This is a genomic window from Dactylosporangium sp. NPDC048998, assembly GCF_043197855.1.
Taxonomy (GTDB): domain Bacteria; phylum Actinomycetota; class Actinomycetes; order Mycobacteriales; family Micromonosporaceae; genus Dactylosporangium.
The window spans coordinates 552,443-569,576 of the sequence record NZ_JBICTV010000001.1; the positions used below are offsets into that span (position 1 = coordinate 552,443).

General features: G+C 72.3%; 21 protein-coding genes. 12 read left to right on the forward strand and 9 right to left on the reverse strand.

Features of this window, described 5'->3' with window-relative positions:
* Positions 1–9: 9 nt before the first annotated feature.
* A complete protein-coding gene (locus ACGFI8_RS02605; RefSeq protein WP_392798864.1) occupies positions 10–1,062 on the reverse strand; it encodes a thiamine pyrophosphate-dependent enzyme in 1,053 nt (350 codons plus the stop codon).
* Positions 1,063–1,161: 99 nt separating this feature from the next.
* Between ACGFI8_RS02605 and ACGFI8_RS02610 the strand changes: the two genes are divergently transcribed.
* Genes ACGFI8_RS02610 through ACGFI8_RS02620 form a run of 3 tightly spaced genes read left to right on the forward strand, consistent with a single transcriptional unit; the run spans position 1,162 to position 2,550 of the window.
* Positions 1,162–1,650 carry a toxin-antitoxin system HicB family antitoxin gene (locus ACGFI8_RS02610; protein WP_392798866.1) on the forward strand — a complete coding sequence of 163 codons (489 nt, stop codon included), beginning with the start codon at positions 1,162–1,164 and terminating at the stop codon, positions 1,648–1,650.
* A gap of 58 nt (positions 1,651–1,708) precedes the next feature.
* A complete protein-coding gene (mscL, locus tag ACGFI8_RS02615; protein WP_392798868.1) occupies positions 1,709–2,164 on the forward strand; it encodes a large conductance mechanosensitive channel protein MscL in 456 nt (151 codons plus the stop codon).
* Positions 2,165–2,202: 38 nt separating this feature from the next.
* Positions 2,203–2,550: a DUF3099 domain-containing protein gene (locus tag ACGFI8_RS02620; RefSeq protein ID WP_392798870.1), complete on the forward strand. Its 348-nt coding sequence runs from the start codon at positions 2,203–2,205 to the stop codon at positions 2,548–2,550.
* 14 nt (positions 2,551–2,564) lie between these two features.
* Here ACGFI8_RS02620 and ACGFI8_RS02625 read toward each other — a convergent pair whose 3' ends face one another.
* Positions 2,565–3,452, reverse strand: a complete 888-nt coding sequence (locus tag ACGFI8_RS02625) for a carbohydrate kinase family protein (RefSeq protein WP_392798873.1) — start codon at positions 3,450–3,452, stop codon at positions 2,565–2,567.
* A 46-nt stretch (positions 3,453–3,498) separates the two neighbouring features.
* A complete protein-coding gene (locus tag ACGFI8_RS02630; RefSeq protein WP_392798876.1) occupies positions 3,499–4,407 on the reverse strand; it encodes a pseudouridine-5'-phosphate glycosidase in 909 nt (302 codons plus the stop codon).
* A gap of 61 nt (positions 4,408–4,468) precedes the next feature.
* Between ACGFI8_RS02630 and ACGFI8_RS02635 the strand changes: the two genes are divergently transcribed.
* Entirely contained in the window at positions 4,469–4,747 is a 279-nt protein-coding gene (locus tag ACGFI8_RS02635) for a DUF3039 domain-containing protein (protein WP_392798879.1), read from the forward strand.
* A gap of 242 nt (positions 4,748–4,989) precedes the next feature.
* Positions 4,990–6,711 carry a DEAD/DEAH box helicase gene (locus ACGFI8_RS02640; protein ID WP_392798882.1) on the forward strand — a complete coding sequence of 574 codons (1,722 nt, stop codon included), beginning with the start codon at positions 4,990–4,992 and terminating at the stop codon, positions 6,709–6,711.
* Positions 6,712–6,850: 139 nt separating this feature from the next.
* Here ACGFI8_RS02640 and ACGFI8_RS02645 read toward each other — a convergent pair whose 3' ends face one another.
* Together ACGFI8_RS02645 and ACGFI8_RS02650 are read right to left on the reverse strand one after the other, a co-directional pair.
* The gene (locus ACGFI8_RS02645; RefSeq protein WP_350622164.1) at positions 6,851–7,084 is read right to left on the reverse strand and encodes a hypothetical protein; all 234 of its coding nucleotides are present in this window, start codon (positions 7,082–7,084) and stop codon (positions 6,851–6,853) included.
* 305 nt (positions 7,085–7,389) lie between these two features.
* Positions 7,390–9,072, reverse strand: a complete 1,683-nt coding sequence (locus tag ACGFI8_RS02650) for an RNA polymerase sigma factor (protein ID WP_392798889.1) — start codon at positions 9,070–9,072, stop codon at positions 7,390–7,392.
* 260 nt (positions 9,073–9,332) lie between these two features.
* On the opposite strand from ACGFI8_RS02650, the gene ACGFI8_RS02655 reads away from it, so the two are divergent.
* Complete coding sequence (locus tag ACGFI8_RS02655; RefSeq protein ID WP_392798891.1) at positions 9,333–10,130, forward strand: inositol monophosphatase family protein; 798 nt, start codon at positions 9,333–9,335, stop codon at positions 10,128–10,130.
* Between the two features lie 183 nt (positions 10,131–10,313).
* Here the strand turns inward: ACGFI8_RS02655 and ACGFI8_RS02660 are convergent, their stop codons facing one another.
* Complete coding sequence (locus ACGFI8_RS02660) at positions 10,314–10,862, reverse strand: LytR C-terminal domain-containing protein (protein ID WP_392798894.1); 549 nt, start codon at positions 10,860–10,862, stop codon at positions 10,314–10,316.
* A gap of 379 nt (positions 10,863–11,241) precedes the next feature.
* Here ACGFI8_RS02660 and ACGFI8_RS02665 point away from each other — a divergent pair, with 379 nt between their 5' ends.
* Together ACGFI8_RS02665 and ACGFI8_RS02670 are read left to right on the forward strand one after the other, a co-directional pair.
* Complete coding sequence (locus tag ACGFI8_RS02665) at positions 11,242–11,538, forward strand: DUF4193 domain-containing protein (RefSeq protein WP_392798897.1); 297 nt, start codon at positions 11,242–11,244, stop codon at positions 11,536–11,538.
* A 136-nt stretch (positions 11,539–11,674) separates the two neighbouring features.
* Entirely contained in the window at positions 11,675–12,502 is an 828-nt protein-coding gene (locus tag ACGFI8_RS02670; RefSeq protein WP_392799643.1) for a hypothetical protein, read from the forward strand.
* Here ACGFI8_RS02670 and ACGFI8_RS02675 read toward each other — a convergent pair.
* Complete coding sequence (locus ACGFI8_RS02675; protein ID WP_392798900.1) at positions 12,481–12,948, reverse strand: DUF3093 domain-containing protein; 468 nt, start codon at positions 12,946–12,948, stop codon at positions 12,481–12,483. The two genes, ACGFI8_RS02670 and ACGFI8_RS02675, sit on opposite strands and share 22 nt — an antisense overlap.
* Positions 12,949–12,991: 43 nt before the next feature.
* Here ACGFI8_RS02675 and dut point away from each other — a divergent pair, with 43 nt between their 5' ends.
* From dut to ACGFI8_RS02695, 4 genes are all read left to right on the forward strand, one after another.
* A complete protein-coding gene (gene dut, locus ACGFI8_RS02680; protein ID WP_392798903.1) occupies positions 12,992–13,480 on the forward strand; it encodes a dUTP diphosphatase in 489 nt (162 codons plus the stop codon).
* Complete coding sequence (locus ACGFI8_RS02685) at positions 13,477–14,250, forward strand: DUF3710 domain-containing protein (protein ID WP_392798906.1); 774 nt, start codon at positions 13,477–13,479, stop codon at positions 14,248–14,250. The genes dut and ACGFI8_RS02685 overlap by 4 nt, the downstream gene beginning before the upstream one ends.
* Before the next feature lie 66 nt (positions 14,251–14,316).
* Entirely contained in the window at positions 14,317–14,706 is a 390-nt protein-coding gene (locus tag ACGFI8_RS02690; protein ID WP_392799646.1) for an OB-fold nucleic acid binding domain-containing protein, read from the forward strand.
* A gap of 6 nt (positions 14,707–14,712) precedes the next feature.
* The gene (locus ACGFI8_RS02695; RefSeq protein ID WP_392798909.1) at positions 14,713–15,420 is read left to right on the forward strand and encodes a DUF3159 domain-containing protein; all 708 of its coding nucleotides are present in this window, start codon (positions 14,713–14,715) and stop codon (positions 15,418–15,420) included.
* 254 nt (positions 15,421–15,674) lie between these two features.
* Here ACGFI8_RS02695 and ACGFI8_RS02700 read toward each other — a convergent pair whose 3' ends face one another.
* Both ACGFI8_RS02700 and ACGFI8_RS02705 read right to left on the reverse strand, forming a co-directional pair.
* Positions 15,675–16,376, reverse strand: coding sequence for a potassium channel family protein (locus tag ACGFI8_RS02700; RefSeq protein WP_392798911.1), 702 nt, complete (start codon positions 16,374–16,376; stop codon positions 15,675–15,677).
* Positions 16,373–17,038 (reverse strand): potassium channel family protein, encoded by a 666-nt coding sequence (locus ACGFI8_RS02705; protein WP_392798914.1) that lies wholly within the window; start codon positions 17,036–17,038, stop codon positions 16,373–16,375. Before ACGFI8_RS02705 ends, ACGFI8_RS02700 begins: the two co-directional genes overlap by 4 nt.
* Positions 17,039–17,134 lie beyond the last annotated feature (96 nt).

Genomic DNA, 17,134 nt, shown 5'->3' on the forward strand with positions numbered 1-17,134 from the left:
GTGGCGCCATCAGTGTGCCGTGAACGACGTGCGGTATGCCTCCATCCATTCCCGCTGTTCACGTAGCAGCTCGGTCTCCTCGGCCAGGGTGAACCGGAAGATGTCCTCGGGTTTCGGGTCGGGCAGCGCCAGGCACGCGGCCCGGGTCTCGGCCGCGACCTGCGCCGCCTCCTCCTCCAGTTCGTCGAAGAAGCGCTGGTCGGCCCAGTCCTGGGCACGCACGAGCCGTTCCAGGCGGGCGATCGGGTCGCGCTGGCGCCACGCCTCGACCTCGTCGTCGGAGCGGTACCGGCGCGGGTCGTCGGAGGTGCTGTGCCCGGCCATGCGGTAGGTGGTCGCCTCGATGAAGACCGGGCGCCCGCCCCGCCGTACCGACTCCGCGGCCTTGGCGGTGACCGCGTGCACGGCGAGCACGTCGTTGCCGTCGACGAGGTGGGCCTCCAGGCCGAAGCCTTCGGCGCGGCGGTGCAGCGGGGCGGCCATCTGCCGGCTCGTGCCGGTGGAGATCGCCCACTGGTTGTTCTGGCAGAAGAAGATGACCGGGGCGCCGGCCACCGCGGCCCAGTTCAGCGCCTCGCTCACGTCGCCCTGGCTGCTGGCGCCGTCGCCGAAGTAGGCGAGCACGATCTCGGCGGCGCCGTCGAGGCGGACGCCGACCGCGTATCCGGCGGCGTGCAGCGCCTGCGTGCCCAGCACCAGGCTGTAGATGTGGAACCGGTAGCGGGCCGGGTCCCAGCCGGCGTGCGTCACGCCGCGCCACTGCGCCAGCAGTTCGGCGGCGCCGACGCCCCGGCAGCGCGCGGCGGCGTGCTCGCGGTAGCTAGGGAACACGTAGTCGCCCGGCGCGAGCGCCCGTACCGAGCCGACCTGCGCCGCCTCCTGCCCCAGCGACATCAGCCACAGGCCCAGCTCGCCCTGGCGCTGCAGGGCGAGCGCCTCCTCGTCGAAACGCCGGGCGAGCACCATGTCGCGCAGCAGGTCGCGGCACAGTCGCGGGGTGACGTCGAGCGGCGCGCGCTCGTCCGCGCGTAGCGTGCCGTCGGGCGACAGCAGCTGGATCATGAACCCTCCCCGTTCAAAGCGTCATCATCATCATCATCTTCTCGTGGACGGCGGCATCGATGGCGCCGATGGCGCCATCGAATTTGCCATACTTGCCACATGGACCTCACCCGGTACGTCGACGGCCTGCGCGCCGAGCTGCTCGCCGCGGCCGGGCCGGACGAGGCGGCGCTGGCCGAGCGCCTGGCCGCCGCGGTGGCCTCGGCGACCCGGCTGGCCATGTTCGACGTGCTCTCCGACGCCGCCGACGAGATCACCCGGGACCTGGCGCCGGGCTCGGTCGAGGTCCGCGTGCGCGACCGCAACCCGTACTTCGTGGTCACCACCCCCGACGCCGACCCCGCCGAGCCGCGCCCCGAGCCAAACGCCGCCGAACCGGCTCCCGCGGACGGCCCGGTCGGCCGGATCAACTTCCGCCCGCCGGAGCGGCTCAAGCAGCGTATCGAGGAGGCCGCGACGCGCGAGGGGTTGTCGGTCAACGCCTGGCTGACCCGCGCGGTGACCACCCTCCTGGCCGGCGCCCCGGCGCCCCGCCCGCCCCGCCGCGACCAGGGGCGCACGGGCAGCTTCGTCGGCTGGGTGGGCTGAGCGCTCTTCGATCGGACGGCGATGTGCGTGGCGCCCCGCCCTCTCGTAAGGTGCCTACGTGCTGAAGGGTTTCCGGGATTTCATCTCGCGCGGCAACGTCATCGAACTTGCCGTCGCCGTCGTCATCGGCGCCGCCTTCAACGGCGTCGTCACCGCGTTCACCGAGGGTTTCCTACAGCCGCTGGTCAAGCTGAGCGGCGGCATCGGCATCGACGGCGCCCAGGGCCTCAAGATCGGCAAGCAGGTGCTCGAGTGGCCCACCTTCGTCAACGCCGTGATCACCTTCCTGCTCACGGCCGCGACGGTGTACTTCCTGATCGTGGTGCCCATGAACAAGCTCGCCGAGCGCCGCAAGCGCGGCATCGAGCCCGAACCGGAGGCGCCGAGCGACGAGATCCGCCTCCTGACCGAGATCCGCGACCTGCTGGCCACCGGAACCACGGCCCGCGAGCAGGGCGCGGGCATGGCCCACTCCGGGGCGCAGAATCCACCCACGAAACCGACCGACACCTGAGTCACGGTCGGGCGCGGGGGCGTGGCAGACTCGGATTAATGGCCCGTAGGGTACGACCGCAGCTGATCACCGACGCGGCGCGCAGCCCCGAACAGGAGCTTCGCGCCCGTGAGGTGCGGTATGTGTTCATGATGCTCCTGCGTGCCGCCTGCGTCGTGGTGGCCGCCATCCTGGTCGCGACCCGCCCGCCCCTGCTGTGGCTGTGGCTCACCCTCTGCATCGTCGGCGGCGTCAGCCTGCCGATGATCGCGGTGCTGCTGGCCAACGACGCGCCCCCGCGCCCCGAAAACCGGCTCCGCAACCGGCTGCGCCGCCGCCCGACGTCCCACCCGGACCCGGGCCACGCCCTCGACGAGCGCGAGCACCGGGTCATCGACGCCGACTGAGGTGCGGGCCCCGGTCAGGGGCGCCCGCCCAGCCGGGACACCGCTCGCGCCCCGAGCTCGTTGCCGTGGCGCAGCGCCGCCTCCGGGCCGGCGCCGCCGAGCCACGCCGCCAGGAAGCCCGCGGCGAACGCGTCGCCGGCCCCGGTCGGGTCCACCACCCCGGCCACCGCGACCCCCGGCGCGTGCTCGACCTCGCCCGGGGCCGCCCAGGTGGCGCCGCCGGGCCCCGACTTGACCACGACCGCGTCCGCGTGGGCCAGCAGGGCCCGCGCCAGCGCCGCGGTGTCCGCCCCGCCGCCGGGCCCGGCGATCACCCGCGCCTCGTCCAGGTTGGCGAACAGGATGCCGGGCCGGGGTACCGAGGCCAGGAACGCGCTCGCCCCGATGCGCTCCAGCGGCGCGGCCGACGCGGCGTCCAGGCTCGTGGTCAGCCCCCGGCGGCGGGCCTCCGCGAGCGCGTACCGCCCGGCCGGGGCGCAGTCGGCGTCGAAGAGCACGTAGGCGGACAGGTGCAGATGCCCCACCCCGGGCAGCCCGAGCGCCCGCTCGACGTCGGAGCGGTCCAGGAGCCGGTTCGCCCCCCGGTCGGTGAACATCGTGCGCTCGGCGTCGGAGGTCAGCACGACCACGGTCCCGGTCGCGGCCCCGGCCACCCGCCGCACGCTCGTCGTCACGCCCGCGGCGCGCATCTCGGCGACCCGCGCGTCGCCCGGCTCGTCGTCACCCGCGACCCCGGCGAAGACGACCGGGCACCCGGCCGCAGCCAGCCAGGCCGCCGTGTTGGCGGCCGACCCGCCACCGCCGATGCGCACGCTGGCGATGGTGTCTGAGCCGATGGCGAGCGGGCCCTCGTGCACGGTCAGGATGTCCGTGACGACGTCGCCGATGACCACGACGCTCACCGCGCGCCGCCGCCGGGCCGATACCGCCGATGTCGGCGATGCCGGCTCACAGGGCCGCGGCGATGCGGGCGGCCAGGTCGGCGTTGCGCAGGATGATGCGCACGTTCACGTCCAGGCTCCGGCCCTCGGTCGCGGCGTGGAAGTGCGACAGGAGGTACGGCGTCACCTCCTTGCCGGTGATGCCGTCGCGCTCCAGCCCGGCCAGGCCCTCGGCCAGCACCCGGTCGTGCAGGGCCGGGTCGAGCTGCTCCTCCTCCGGCAGGGGGTTGGCCACGACCAGGGCGCCGCGGTGCAGGTCGTGCGTGAGGGAGGCGCGGATGATCTCGGCCACCGCGTCCGGGTCGCCGGCCGACCAGTCCAGGTCGTAGCCGGCGTCGGTCAGGTAGAAGCCGGGGAAGCGGCGGGTGCCGTAGCCGACCACGCTGACGCCCAGCGTCTCCAGGCGCTCCAGCGTCGCGCCGACGTCGAGGATCGACTTCACGCCGGCGCAGACGATCGCGATCGGCAGGCGGGACAGCGCGGTCAGGTCGGCGGACTCGTCGAAGGTGGACGACGCGCCGCGGTGCACGCCACCGAGGCCGCCGGTGGCGAAGACGGCGATGCCGGCGCGGGTCGCGATCGCCGAGGTGGCGGCGACGGTCGTGGCGCCGTCGGCGCGGGCGGCGGCGGCCGGGGCGAGGTCGCGCACGGACAGCTTGACCACGTCGTCGCTCGCCGCGAGGTGCCCGATCTCGGCTTCGTCGAGGCCCACCACGATCTCGCCGCCGATCATGCCGATGGTGGCGGGCACGGCGCCGGCGGCGCGGACCGTCGCCTCGATCTCTTTCGCCACGGTGAGGTTGGCCGGGCGGGGCAGGCCGTGCGAGATGATGGTGCTCTCCAGCGCGACGATCGGTGCGCCGGCGGTGCGGGCGGCCTCGACGTGCGGGCCGAAGCGGATGGCGTGGTTGATCACCAGCCCACCATAGCCCCGCCGGTGCGGGCCAATTCGCGCCGAGCCTGGCAGACTGGGACCCGTGACGACCACTCCCGAGAACGGTGGCGGGACTCTCACCGACGAGCGCGTCGAAGAGCAGACCAGCACCGATTACCGCTACGACGCCGGCGACCACGAGAAGTTCTCGCACTACGCGCCGAAGGACAAGATCATGCAGGCCATGATCGAAGGGACACCGGTGCGGGCGCTGTGCGGCAAGCTCTGGGTGCCCTCGCGCGACCCGAGCCGGTTCCCGGTCTGCCCCGTGTGCAAAGACCTCTACGAAAACGTGGTCCATAACGACGACCCGACTTCGTGACGTTCGGCTCGGTTCGGCGCCTCGCCGGGCCGATGCCCGCTAGGCTGTCAACGCCTTCGCGGTCCGCGCTGACGCGAGGGCGTTTTCATGTGCCCAAGCCCGGGATCAAACGGGCCGAGGGGACAAACCGGACGTGGGGGCCGGGTGGCGCGCCGGGACGGACGAGCCGGGCCGCGCGCCCGCCGGCCGGGCCGGTGCGACGGGACGACGCGATGTGACGTATCGACGGGGAGGGGTGCCGCATGCCGCCGCGTCCGGTGGTGCAGCAAGGTCAGACGCTCCGGGTGTGGCAGCGCAAGGCCCTGATGGAGTACCTGCGGGGCAAGCGAGAGGACTTCCTGGCCGTCGCGACGCCCGGCGCCGGCAAGACCACGTTCGCGCTGCGTGTCGCGCTGGAGCTGTTCGGCGATGGCACCATCGACAACCTCACGGTGGTCACCCCGACCGAGCACCTCAAGACGCAGTGGGCGCAGGCCGCGGCCCGGGTCGGCATCGACCTCGACGCGGGGTTTCGCAACTCCGACGTGCACGCCGCCTCCGACTTCCACGGCACCGTGGTCACCTATGCGCAGGTCGGCATCGCTCCCGCCGTACACAAGCGGCGGACGGTCACCCGGCGCACGCTGGTGGTGCTGGACGAGATCCACCACGCCGGCGACTCGAAGTCCTGGGGCGACGGGGTGAAGGCCGCGTTCGAGCCGGCCGTGCGGCGGCTGATGCTCACCGGCACGCCGTTTCGCTCGGACGACAACCCGATCCCGTTCGTGGAGTACGAGCGCGGGCCCGACGGCATCGCCCGGTCGCGCTCGGACACCGTCTACGGCTACGCGGACGCGCTGCGCGACGGCGTCGTCCGCCCGGTCATCTTCCTGGCGTACTCCGGGGAGACCCGCTGGCGGACGTCGGCCGGCGATGAGCTGGCCGCTCGCCTGGGCGAGCCGATGACCCAGGACCTCATCGCGCAGGCCTGGCGCACCGCGCTCGACCCGACCGGCGACTGGATGCCGCAGGTGCTGCGCGCCGCCGACGCCCGCCTGCAGAAGCTGCGCGCCGACGGCATGCCGGACGCCGGCGGCCTGGTCATCGCCAGCGACCAGCAGTCGGCCCGCGCCTACGCGAAGGTCCTGGGCGAGATGACCGGCGAGAAGGCCGTCGTGGTGCTCTCCGACGACGTGGGCGCGTCCGGCCGCATCGCCGCGTTCTCCGGGTCGAACGAGCGCTGGATGGTCGCGGTCCGGATGGTGTCCGAGGGCGTGGACATCCCGCGCCTGGCCGTCGGCGTGTACGCGACCAGTGCCTCCACCCCGCTGTTCTTCGCCCAGGCGATCGGCCGCTTCGTGCGCGCCCGCCGGACCGGCGAGACGGCGACGGTCTTCGTACCCAGCGTGCCGCACCTGCTCGAGCTGGCCAGCGAGCTGGAGGCGCAGCGCAACCACGTGCTCGGCGAGCCGAAGCGCAAGGACGGCTTCGACGACGACGAGCTGGAGCGGGCCAACCGCGAGGAGAAGGCCTCGGGTGAGCTGGAGAAGAGCTTCGAGGCGCTGTCCGCCACCGCCGAACTCGATCAGGTCATCTTCGACGGGGCGACGTTCGGGTTGCCGGCGCAGACTGGGACGCCGGAGGAGGAGGAGTACCTCGGGCTGCCCGGCCTGCTGACCCCGGACCAGGTCTCGGCGCTGCTGTCCAAGCGGCAGGCGGAGCAGGCCGCGGCCGAGCGGCGGCGCGGGTCCGCGGCGACGGCGACGGCCGCGCCCGACATCCCGCCGCAGCCGCGCACCGCAGGGGAGCGGCGCATCGTGCTACGCCGGCAGCTCAACACGCTGGTCGCGGCGCACCACCACCGCACCGGCCTGCCGCACGGCAAGATCCACGCCGAGCTGCGCCGGCTGTGCGGGGGCCCGCCGAGCGCCCAGGCGACCATCGAGCAGCTCGAGGAGCGCATCGCCACGATCCAGACCCTGTGACGGCCGGCCGGCCCCTCGGCTCTTCGGGGCGTTGTGGTGGCCTCCGAGGGCCCTGGCGTGCGGCGTCGGGGATCTCCAGGGCCTGAAAACGACCGCAGAGCATCCCCGAAGGGACGCCCTGCGGTAAACCGTATCGGTCTCAGCCGGCCGAGAGCTCCGAACCGCGCCACGAGAAGTCCGGGGCGACGGCGTACTCAACAGCGATCTTGACCAGCTGGTCGGCGTACTTGTTGGCGTGATGTCCACAGAAGATCAGATCGCCACCTTCGGCGAGCCTGACTCGAAGCTTCCCTGCCGCGTTGCAGCGGTCGCACCGTTCCTCGGCGGCGGGGGGCGCCGCCGTCTCCGGCGGCGGCGTGAGGGTCGGGGTCATCGCCTTCCTCCTCTGATCGTCACCGACGAACGCTTCCTTGCGTCGTTCACAGATGGTTCAACACCGTGTTGCCCGACATCGTTCCCGCCCGGTGCGCGGGACCGATGTCACATTTCCGTCCTACTGGCAGTCCGCTCCAAGTGCGGATCCAAACTACCCGCTACGTGCTTCCTATCGCGCCTTGCTTGCGATCACAAGTGGGTTGGCGCGCCGCCACGGCTCATGTAATGCCCTCGGTGACCGGAAACACACCCGGGCCGTCCCAAATGGGACGGCCCGGGTTCGCGCACAGCGAAAACGAGCGTTCAGTCCAAGTAGTCGCGCAGCACCTGAGAACGCGACGGGTGGCGCAGCTTCGACATCGTCTTCGACTCGATCTGGCGAATCCGCTCGCGGGTCACGCCGTACACCTGGCCGATCTCGTCCAGGGTGCGCGGCTGGCCGTCGGTGAGGCCGAAGCGCAGCCGCACCACGCCCGCCTCGCGCTCCGACAGCGTCTGCAGGACCTGCTGGAGCTGGTCCTGCAGCAGCGAGAAGGAGACCGCGTCGACCGCGACGACGGCCTCGGAGTCCTCGATGAAGTCGCCGAGCTGGCTGTCGCCCTCGTCGCCGATGGTCTGGTCGAGGGAGATGGGCTCGCGCGCGTACTGCTGGATCTCCAGCACCTTCTCCGGCGTGATGTCCATCTCCTTGGCCAGCTCCTCCGGGGTGGGCTCGCGGCCCAGGTCCTGGAGCAGCTCGCGCTGGATGCGGCCGAGCTTGTTGATCACCTCGACCATGTGCACCGGGATGCGGATGGTGCGGGCCTGGTCGGCCATGGCGCGGGTGATGGCCTGGCGGATCCACCAGGTGGCGTAGGTGGAGAACTTGTAGCCCTTGGTGTAGTCGAACTTCTCCACGGCGCGGATGAGGCCGAGGTTGCCCTCCTGGATGAGGTCCAGGAAGGCCATGCCGCGGCCGGTGTACCGCTTGGCGAGCGACACGACCAGGCGGAGGTTGGCCTCGAGCAGGTGGTTCTTCGCCCGCTCGCCGTCCCGCGAGATCCACATGAAGTCGCGGCTGGCCGGCAGGGTCATCGGCTCGCCGGCCTCCTCGGCCGCCCGCAGGCGCTCGGCCGCATACAGGCCGGCCTCGATGCGCTTGGCGAGCTCGACCTCCTGCTCGGCGTTGAGCAGCGGGACCTTGCCGATCTGCTTGAGATACGCCCGCACCGAGTCGGCGGAGGCGGTGAGCTCGGCGTCGCGCCGGGCCTGTTTGAGGGCCTCGGACTCGTCGTCGTCCCACGCGAAGTCGTCGTCGGTGGCGGTGGCCTCGGCGTCGGCCTCGGCGGCCTTGGTCTCCTCGACGGGCTCCTCGACGACGACGTCCTCGATCTCGGCGGCAAGGGCCGCGTCGTCGAGGTCCTCGAGCTCCGGCTCGTCGCCGGCGCCCGCCGTCGGGGCGCCCGGCTCGGCCGACCCGGCCGGGGATGCTTTCTTCGCGGCGGGCACGGCATTGCCCGGCGCGGCCTTCTTCGCCGCCTTCTTGGCGGGCGGGGCCTTCTTCGCCGGTGCCGCGGCCGGGGCCACGGCGGCGGGCGCGGCGGCAGCCGCGGCGGATGCGGTGGGCGCCGATGGCGCGGCCTTCTTCACTGGGACCTTCTTCGCCGCCGCCGGCTCCGGTGCGGACCCGACGGCTGTGAGCGGCTTGGCAACGGGTGCCTTGCGGACCGGCGCGGCCTTGGCGGTGGCCGCCTTGGACGCCGGGGTGGCGGAGCGGGCCGCGGCCACCCGGCGCCGGCCGTGGGCGGAGTCGTCGACCACGACGGTCACTCCCGCCTCGGCCAGGCTCCTCAGCAGCTTCTTGGCGTGCGCTGGGGTTACGTCTGCGGTGTCGACCGCCTGCGCGACCTCCGCCGAGGTGAGATGACCGCCGTTGGCGGCCGCACGCGCGATCAGCGTGTCGGCGAGGGAGCGTACGTCAACGCTGGGCTGGTGAGCTGCTGTCACGAACGACCTTCCGGTGCGATGAGCGAGCGACGGCCGGTGCGGCCGGGTTCGCGCACGGCGCGGCCGTGCTGAGTGGCCAGGTTTGCTTTGGTGGCGCCCGTGTGCAGTGACTCCGGCGGATTCACTGGCGACAGCGGGCAGCGCGTGAATTGTAACGCTCTCTCGCCCCAACATCCCCTCTTGAGGGGGCTGAACGCACGTCTTGTGACCGAACGGATGGGCTGCGGAGGGCCCGAGGCGACTTTGTAAGGATGGTGACCATGGACCGACCGGTCGAACTTCTGGCCCTTGCCGTCTCCGTCGCCCGTTCCGCGAGCGACCTGGCCAGGCGCATGCGAGCCGACGGCGTCGCGGCCGTCGCCACCAAGTCGACGGCCACCGATGTGGTCACCGCCGCCGACCGCGCCGTCGAGCGGCACGTGCGCGAACGGCTGCACGAGGCGCGCCCTGGCGACGCGGTGCTCGGGGAGGAGTACGGCGGCGAGCGCGACCGCGCCCCCGTGCGCTGGATCCTCGACCCGATCGACGGCACCGTGAACTATCTCTACGACCTGCCGCAGTACGCGGTGTCCCTGGCCGCCGAGGTCGACGGCGTCGTGGTGGCCGGCGTCGTGCGCAACGCGGCGACGGGCCGGGAGTGGACCGCGACCCGGGGCGGCGGGGCGTTCGCCGGGGACCGCCGGCTCGCCGTGTCCGGCGAGACCGACCTGGCCCAGGCGCTGGTCGGCACCGGTTTCGGCTACGCCGCCCAGCGCCGGCTGCACCAGGCCCGGGTGCTGGCCGGGCTGATCGGGCACATCCGCGACATCCGCCGCTTCGGCGCGGCGTCGATCGACCTGTGCATGGTCGCCGAGGGGACCCTCGACGCGTACTACGAGAAGGGCCTCAACCCCTGGGACCACGCCGCCGGCGGGCTGGTCGCCGCCGAGGCGGGCGCGCTGGTGACCGGCCTGGACGGCGCGCCGCCCGGCCCGGACATGGTCATCGCCGCCCCGCCCGGGCTGCACCCCGCCCTCCACGACCGCCTGAGCGAGCTGGACGCCGCCGGCGGTCCGTGACCGGCCGCCAGCCTTCGCAAGACCGCCGCCGACCCGTGGCGCGCCGGCCCGGCCCCCGGTGCCTCCGGGGGCTGCGCGGTCACGTGGCTCGGGCGTCGTCGGGCCTCAGGCTTCGTCGGGGCTCAGGTCTCAGCAGTGTCGGGTTTCGGCTGCGCTCGGGTGCGGTCGCCGAGGTGTCGTCGCTCAGGTGTCGTCGCGGGCGCAGGTGCCCTCGGGCAGTACCGGGTTGCCCAGCGCCGCGATGGCCTGGTTGACCTCGGTCGTCGTCGGCAACTGCCGGAACCTGCCGCCCAGGATGATCTCCACCTTGTCGTCCTGGCGGGCCTTGTCGAACTCGTTCTCCGCCTCATTGAGGAAGTAGGCGCGCACCAGCCACGCCGCGCCGACGGTCTGCGGGCCGAAGCGGATCACCGCGACCACGTTGCCGGGCTTGTTGACCGGCGGGTTGGGCGCGGCGGTGACCACCTTCGCCTCCTTGAACCGCCGGCTGAGGAAGTCGCTGGCCACGTCGGAGGCCGCGCCGGAGCGGTTGGTGGCGTTGTAGACGGTGACCTTGACCTCCTCCTGCGTCGGCAGTTTGGCGTTGGCCATCACCGATCCCTCGGCGCATTTCTTCGCATCCCCGGCCGGTCCGCCCTGGCGGTCCTTCACCACGGCGACGATCACGAACACCGCCGCGGCGACGATGAGCACGCCGACCACCGCGAGTGCTCTCACCCGCGCAAAACTCATGGCTCGCTCCCCGCGCCCGCCTCGAACCTTGCTCTGTCACCAGAGAAGACGCTCTGGCTGCCGGAGAGGTTAGCGCCTGCGCGCAGGCGCTGCTGAAGTCCCCACCGGACATACCACGAAGTTCCTACTCGCCGTTGCGGGATGACTCCCCACGGAAAACTCGGACGGGCGGTATCGTCGCATCGCCGCGCGGCGGGTCCCTGGACACGCTCCGGCAAGATCGTTGTGTCGCCTCGGTCACAGTGGGAACAAGTTTCCGCGCGTGGGCGTACAACAAACGTCCGAGGGCGGTAAGGTACGCCGCCCTTGGACGTAGAAGACAACGTTGCTTCGGGCGCCCAACCTGACCGGCGACATGAAATTGGGAGTGTGAACACCGATGGCCACCGACTACGACGCGCCACGTCGCGACGAGGTCGACCTCGGGGAGGACAGCCTCGAGGAGCTCAAGTCCCGCCGCACCGACGCGCAGTCCGCGACCGTCGACGTCGACGACTCCGACCTCGCCGAGAACTTCGAGCTGCCGGGCGCCGACCTCGCCGACGAGGACATGACGGTGAAGGTCCTGCCGATGCAGGCCGACGAGTTCCGCTGCTCGCGCTGCTTCCTGGTGCACCACCGCAGCCAGCTGGCCGCCGAGCGCAACGGGGAGCTGATCTGCCGCGAGTGCGCCTGACCGTCCTGCCGCGTGGCCGCACACACGCGGCAGGACCGGTGCTGTGATCGTCGTGACGACGAGTTGATCACGCGAATCTGGCGGCGGCGTGCTTCAGTTTGAAGGGCGACCGTTCCCGTACCCCCGGAGGTTGACGATGGTCGAGCCGGTGCCCGCCGACGAGGCGGCCGAGAACGCCCCCGTCCAGCCGGAAGGGTGGGCCGGCGCCCCCGCGGGCCCGGCCGACGACGCGGAGCTGTCGCAGGCCGTCGTCGCGCTGACCGACGAGGACATCCCCGCCGCGGACCGCCGGCGCCTGTTGGGCCGGCTGGTCCGGATCGAAATCGGCGAGCGCGGGGTCAAGGACCTGTTCCGGCCCCGGAAGGCGATCGGCTGGATCACCGACACGGTGACCCGCGTCGCGCCGTACATCCCCGTGCGCGACCTGGAGACCCTGCGGGCGCACCACCCCGGGCTGGACCGCGAGGCCCTGGCCGAGCGGCTCATCCGCAACGCCTCGCGGGTCACCGCCGGCATCGGCGCGGCCGGCGGCGGCGTGGCCGCGGTCGAATGGGTCGCCACGCCGAGCCTGCTCTCCGCGCCGGTGCTGCTGGCCGCCGAGACCGTCGCGGTCGTGGCGGTGGAGATGAAGCTCATCGGCGAGCTGCACGCGGTGTACGAACGCCCCATCCCCGGCAACGGCACCCAGCGCGCGTTCACGCTGATCCAGGCGTGGGCCGAGCGCCGCGGCGTCAACCCGCTGCGGGTCGGCGGCAGCGTGGCCGCCGCCATGGGCACCGCGCTGCGCAAGGAGCTGCGCGACCGGCTGCTGCGGCGCTTCGGGCGCAACCTGAGCACCCTGGGCCCGTTCCTGACCGGTGCCGCGGTCGGCGGCTTCCTGAACCGCCGCGCCACCCTGGCGCTGGGCCACGAGATCCGCAAGGACCTGGCCGCGCCGCCGGATCAGCGCGTGATCGAGGCCTGAGCCTCGCGCAGCGCCTCGGCGAGGGCCTCCGGCCGCCGGGTGCTGACCAGCCAGTACGGCGTGGGATCGGCCTCGTCGCGGACCTCCAGGCGCACGGCGCCGCCGATCCACGGCCGCTGGACGACGAACGCCTCCGGGTCCGAGTACGGCCCCATCAGGTCGCGCTTGTCCGTGGCGCTCAGCGGGGTCACCTCGCCGACGTACCGCAGCGGGATGTGCGCGTCGTCGACCCGCAGCTCGCCGTTGGACACCTCGATGCGGATGCGGCCCAGCAGCCAGAGCCCGGCGACGGTCAGCGGCAGCAGCACCAGGTAGGCGACCCACGTGGCCGCCCCGGGGGCACCCAGCTTCACCTCGGCGGCCAGCGCCGCCGCGACGGCGACCGCGGGCAGCCACAGCCACCAGGACAGGCTGAGTCGCTCACGGTACGGGTTCGGCTGTGCCACGTAGGCGAGGGTACGTGCTCGCGCGCGGAGGGGACCCGGCAGGATGGAGGGCATGGGGATGGACGTGCTCGTGCGGCTGCTCGATCCGGGCGTGCCGCTGCCCGCCTACGCGCACCCGGGCGACGCCGGGGCCGACCTGTTCGCGGCGCAGGACGTGGAGATCGGCCCGGGCGAGCGGGTGCTGGTGCGCACCGGGATCGCGATCGCGCTGCCCGACGGGTACGTCGGCCTCGTGCACCCGCGCTCCGGGCTCGCCGCGCGGATGGGTGTGACGGTGCTCAACGCGCCAGGCACCGTGGATGCGGGGTACCGGGGCGAAATCCTGGTGAATCTCATCAATCACGATCGGGTGATCTCGGCGAAGATATGTCGTGGTGACCGAATTGCCCAGCTTGTGATCCAGCGCGTGGAGCGGGCACACTTCCACGTCGTCGAGGACCTTCCCGATACTGTGCGCGGGGCCGGCGGCCACGGGTCCACCGGCGGGCATGCCGGGCTCGTACCGGCAGCGATCTTGGAGGCAGAGCAGTGATCTTCTCGCGCAATCGCGGGAGCGGGCGGCACGCCAAGCCGGACGCGCGCGACGTGCAGGGCCGGGAGGCGTTCGACGAGCAGCTCGACGACGACCTGGACGCCGCCGCGGCCGAGGACGACGAGCCCCGCACCGGCAAGTCGGCGCGCGCCGAGGGCCCGTACGACGTCAGCGAGGCGCCCGCCGGCATCGCCCAGCTCGATCTCGGCGCGCTCAAGGTGCCCGCGGTCGACGGCGTCGAGGTGCGGGTCCAGGCCGACAACGACGGCAAGATCCAGCAGATCGTGCTGGTCTCCCAGGACAGCGCGCTGCAGCTGGGCGTGTTCGCCGCGCCGCGCAGCGAGGGCATCTGGGACGAGGTCCGCGGCGAGATCCGCAAGCAGCTGTTCAACGACGGCGTCGCGGCGGAGGAGGCCGACGGCGACTACGGCACCGAGCTGCGCGCCCGGGTCCGCACCCCCGACGGCCTGACCGACATCCGGTTCGTCGGCGTCGACGGCCCGCGCTGGCTCGTCCGCGCCGTCTTCCAGGGCCCGGCCGCGGTCGACCCGTCCGTCGCCCCGGCGCTGCTGGAGTGCCTGCGCAACCTGGTCGTCGAGCGCGGTCACGATGCGATGCCGGTGCGCGAGGCGCTGCCGCTGCACCTGCCCAAGGAGGTCACCGAGGCCGGCGCCCAGCCGCAGGCCGGCGAGGACGAGGCCGGCGAGGAGGGTGCCGACGGCGCGGAGGCCACCGGCCGGAAGCCGTCACCCAGGCCCCGTCGCAAATAGAGGAAAAACGCGTACCGTCTTAGTGAGGGTGTCATGACGGCCGAAGGGAAGGGTGGCACCGTCATCATGGCCACGGACAGTGACGCGGTGCAGGAGCGGGGGCTGCGAAAGTTTCTTCGCCGGCTGACCGCGAGCGACTCCGAGCTCGACGCGGAGGAGCTGCAGCGTGACGCGAAGCAGTGCGGCAGCATGCCCGCGCTGTCGTGTCAGCGGGGGCAGGTAGTGAGCCTCAAGGGCCGGCTGCGCACGGTGGTCTACACCCCGCGCACCAACCTGCCGACCCTGGAGGCGGAGCTCTTCGACGGCAGCGACCTGGTCACGCTGGTGTGGCTGGGCCGGCGGCACATCGCCGGCATCGAGCCGGGTCGAGCCATTACGGCCAAGGGCCGCATCGCGGTCCGCGACGGCCGTAAGGTGCTCTACAACCCGTACTACGAGCTTGAGAACCCACGATGAGGCCGGATGCAACCAGGTAACGAGACCAAGGCCGAGACCACCGCGGACGAGGAAGAGCCGCTACCGCCGTTCTCGGTGCAGATGGCCCAGCAGCTCGGCGGCGTGCGGGGGCTCATCGAGTCCAGCGTCCCGATCACGCTGTTCATCGTGGTCAACTTCCTGGGCGGGCACTACAAGTGGTGGTCGCTGCGCACCTCGCTCATCGTGGCCGTCGGCGCGGCACTGTCGATGGGGATCTACCGCCTCGCCCGCCGCGAGCCGACCCGGCACGCGCTCAACGGCGTGTTCGGCATCGCGATCGGGGCCTACCTCGCCTGGAAGAGCGGCGACGCCAAGGACGTCTACCTGCCGGGCATGCTGCTCACCGTCGGCTACGTGGTGGGCATGCTGGTCTCGGTGCTCATCGGCCGGCCGCTGGTGGGTTGGCTCTGGGCGGTGACGCTGGACGGCGGCACGACCCGCTGGTACGACAACATCCGGCTGCGTCGCGCCTTCGTCTGGCTGACGGTGCTGTGGGCGGTCGTCTACGCGCTCAAGCTCGGCGTGCAGGTGCTGCTCTACCGCGACAACAGCGCCGGCTCCGACGACCTGCTCGGCGTCGCCCGGCTGGCGCTGGGCTGGCCGCCGTACGCGCTGCTGGCCGCCCTCACGGTCTGGCAGGCCCGCCGCATCCTGCGCGACGAGCCCGCCGAGACCGCCGAGCAGGAGGCCTAGGCCCAGCCACACGCGAAGCGCAGTCGCCGCCAGGCCGGAAACTGCGCCGCCTCGCTCGCGCGGAGCGCAGGCAGCAGTGCCCGCGAAGCGGGCATGAGGGGTGCGGGGTGGGAACCCCCCGCGCCGCCAGGCTGGTAACTACCTGCGTTCGCGCGGAGCGCAGGTAGAAGTGCCGGCGGAGCGGGCATGGGGGGTGCGGGGTGGGAACCCCCCCGCCGGCGCCGCGCCGAAGGCGCCGCCGAGCTAGGAACTGCCTAGGAACTGCGCCGGTCGCGGGCCTTCTCCACGCTGTCCTCACCAAGGATCACGGCCCGGACCGCGTCCTCCATCTCCGCCGTGACGACGAAGATCAGCTCGTCGCCCGCCTCGAGTGGGTCGTCCGGGGTCGGCACCAGCACCCGCCGGCCGCGCAGCACCGCGACCAGCGCCGAGTCGTGCGGCAGCGGGACGTCGCGGACCGGGTGGCCGACGTACGGCGCGCTGTCCGGCAGCGTGATCTCCACCAGGTTGGCCTCGGACTGCCGGAAGGTCATCAGGCGGACCAGGTCGCCGACCGACACCGCCTCCTCGACCAGCGCCGCCATCAGCCGCGGCTTGCTCACCGAGACGTCGACGCCCCACTGCTCGTTGAACAGCCACTCGTTCTCGGCGCGGTTGATGCGGGCGACCACCCGCGGTACGGCGAACTCGGTCTTGGCCAGCAGCGAGACCACCAGGTTGACCTTGTCGTCGCCGGTGGCCGCGACGACCACGTCACACGAGGAGAGGTCGGCCTCCTGCAGGCTGGACAGCTCGCACGCGTCGGCGAGGATCCATTCGGCGGCGGGCACCCGCTCCGGCCGCACCATCCGCGGCACCCGCTCGATCAGCATGACCTGGTGGCCGTTGTCGATGAGCTCCTTGGCGATGGAGCGGCCCACGTTGCCGGCCCCGGCGATCGCGATACGCATGATCAATGTCCCCCTTCGGGCGCCGAGGTGGTGATCTTCGTCACTGAGCGGGACATCTCGTCGGTGAGCAGCATGAACGCGAGGTCACCGTCCTGGATCACGGTGGACTCGGTGGGCAGCATCGCCAGGCCGAAGCGCATGAGATAGGCCAGCCGGGCGCCGCTGCGCCGCTCCAGCTGCCCGACGGTGTGCCCGATCCAGTCCGGGTGCATCGGTACCTCGACGATGGAGACGGTGCTGGTGGGGTCGCGCCAGACCTCCACGTTGCCCTCGGGCACCAGGTGGCGCAGCATCCGGTCGGCCGTCCAGCGCACCGTCGCCACGGTCGGTATGCCGAGGCGCTCGTAGACCTCCGCGCGCTTCGGGTCGTAGATGCGGGCCACGACCCGGCTCACGCCGAACGTCTCGCGCGCCACCCGGGCCGAGATGATGTTCGAGTTGTCGCCCGAGGAGACGGCCGCGAAGGCATCGGCGCGCTCGATGCCGGCCTGCAGCAGAACCTCGCGGTCGAAGCCGATCCCGGTGACCGTGGTGCCCTGGAACTCCGAGCCCAGCCGGCGGAACGCGTCGGCGTCGGCGTCGATCACCGCGACCGTGTGTCCGCGCTGCTCCACACTCTGCGCCAGCGTGGAACCCACGCGACCGCAACCCATGATCACGACGTGCACGTCCCCGCCTCCGTGTCCCTAGGCACTCAGACACGAGGATGTCATGCGCGGGCCCGACCGGTGCATCGGGAGGAGGGGCGGCCCGTACGCTTAGGC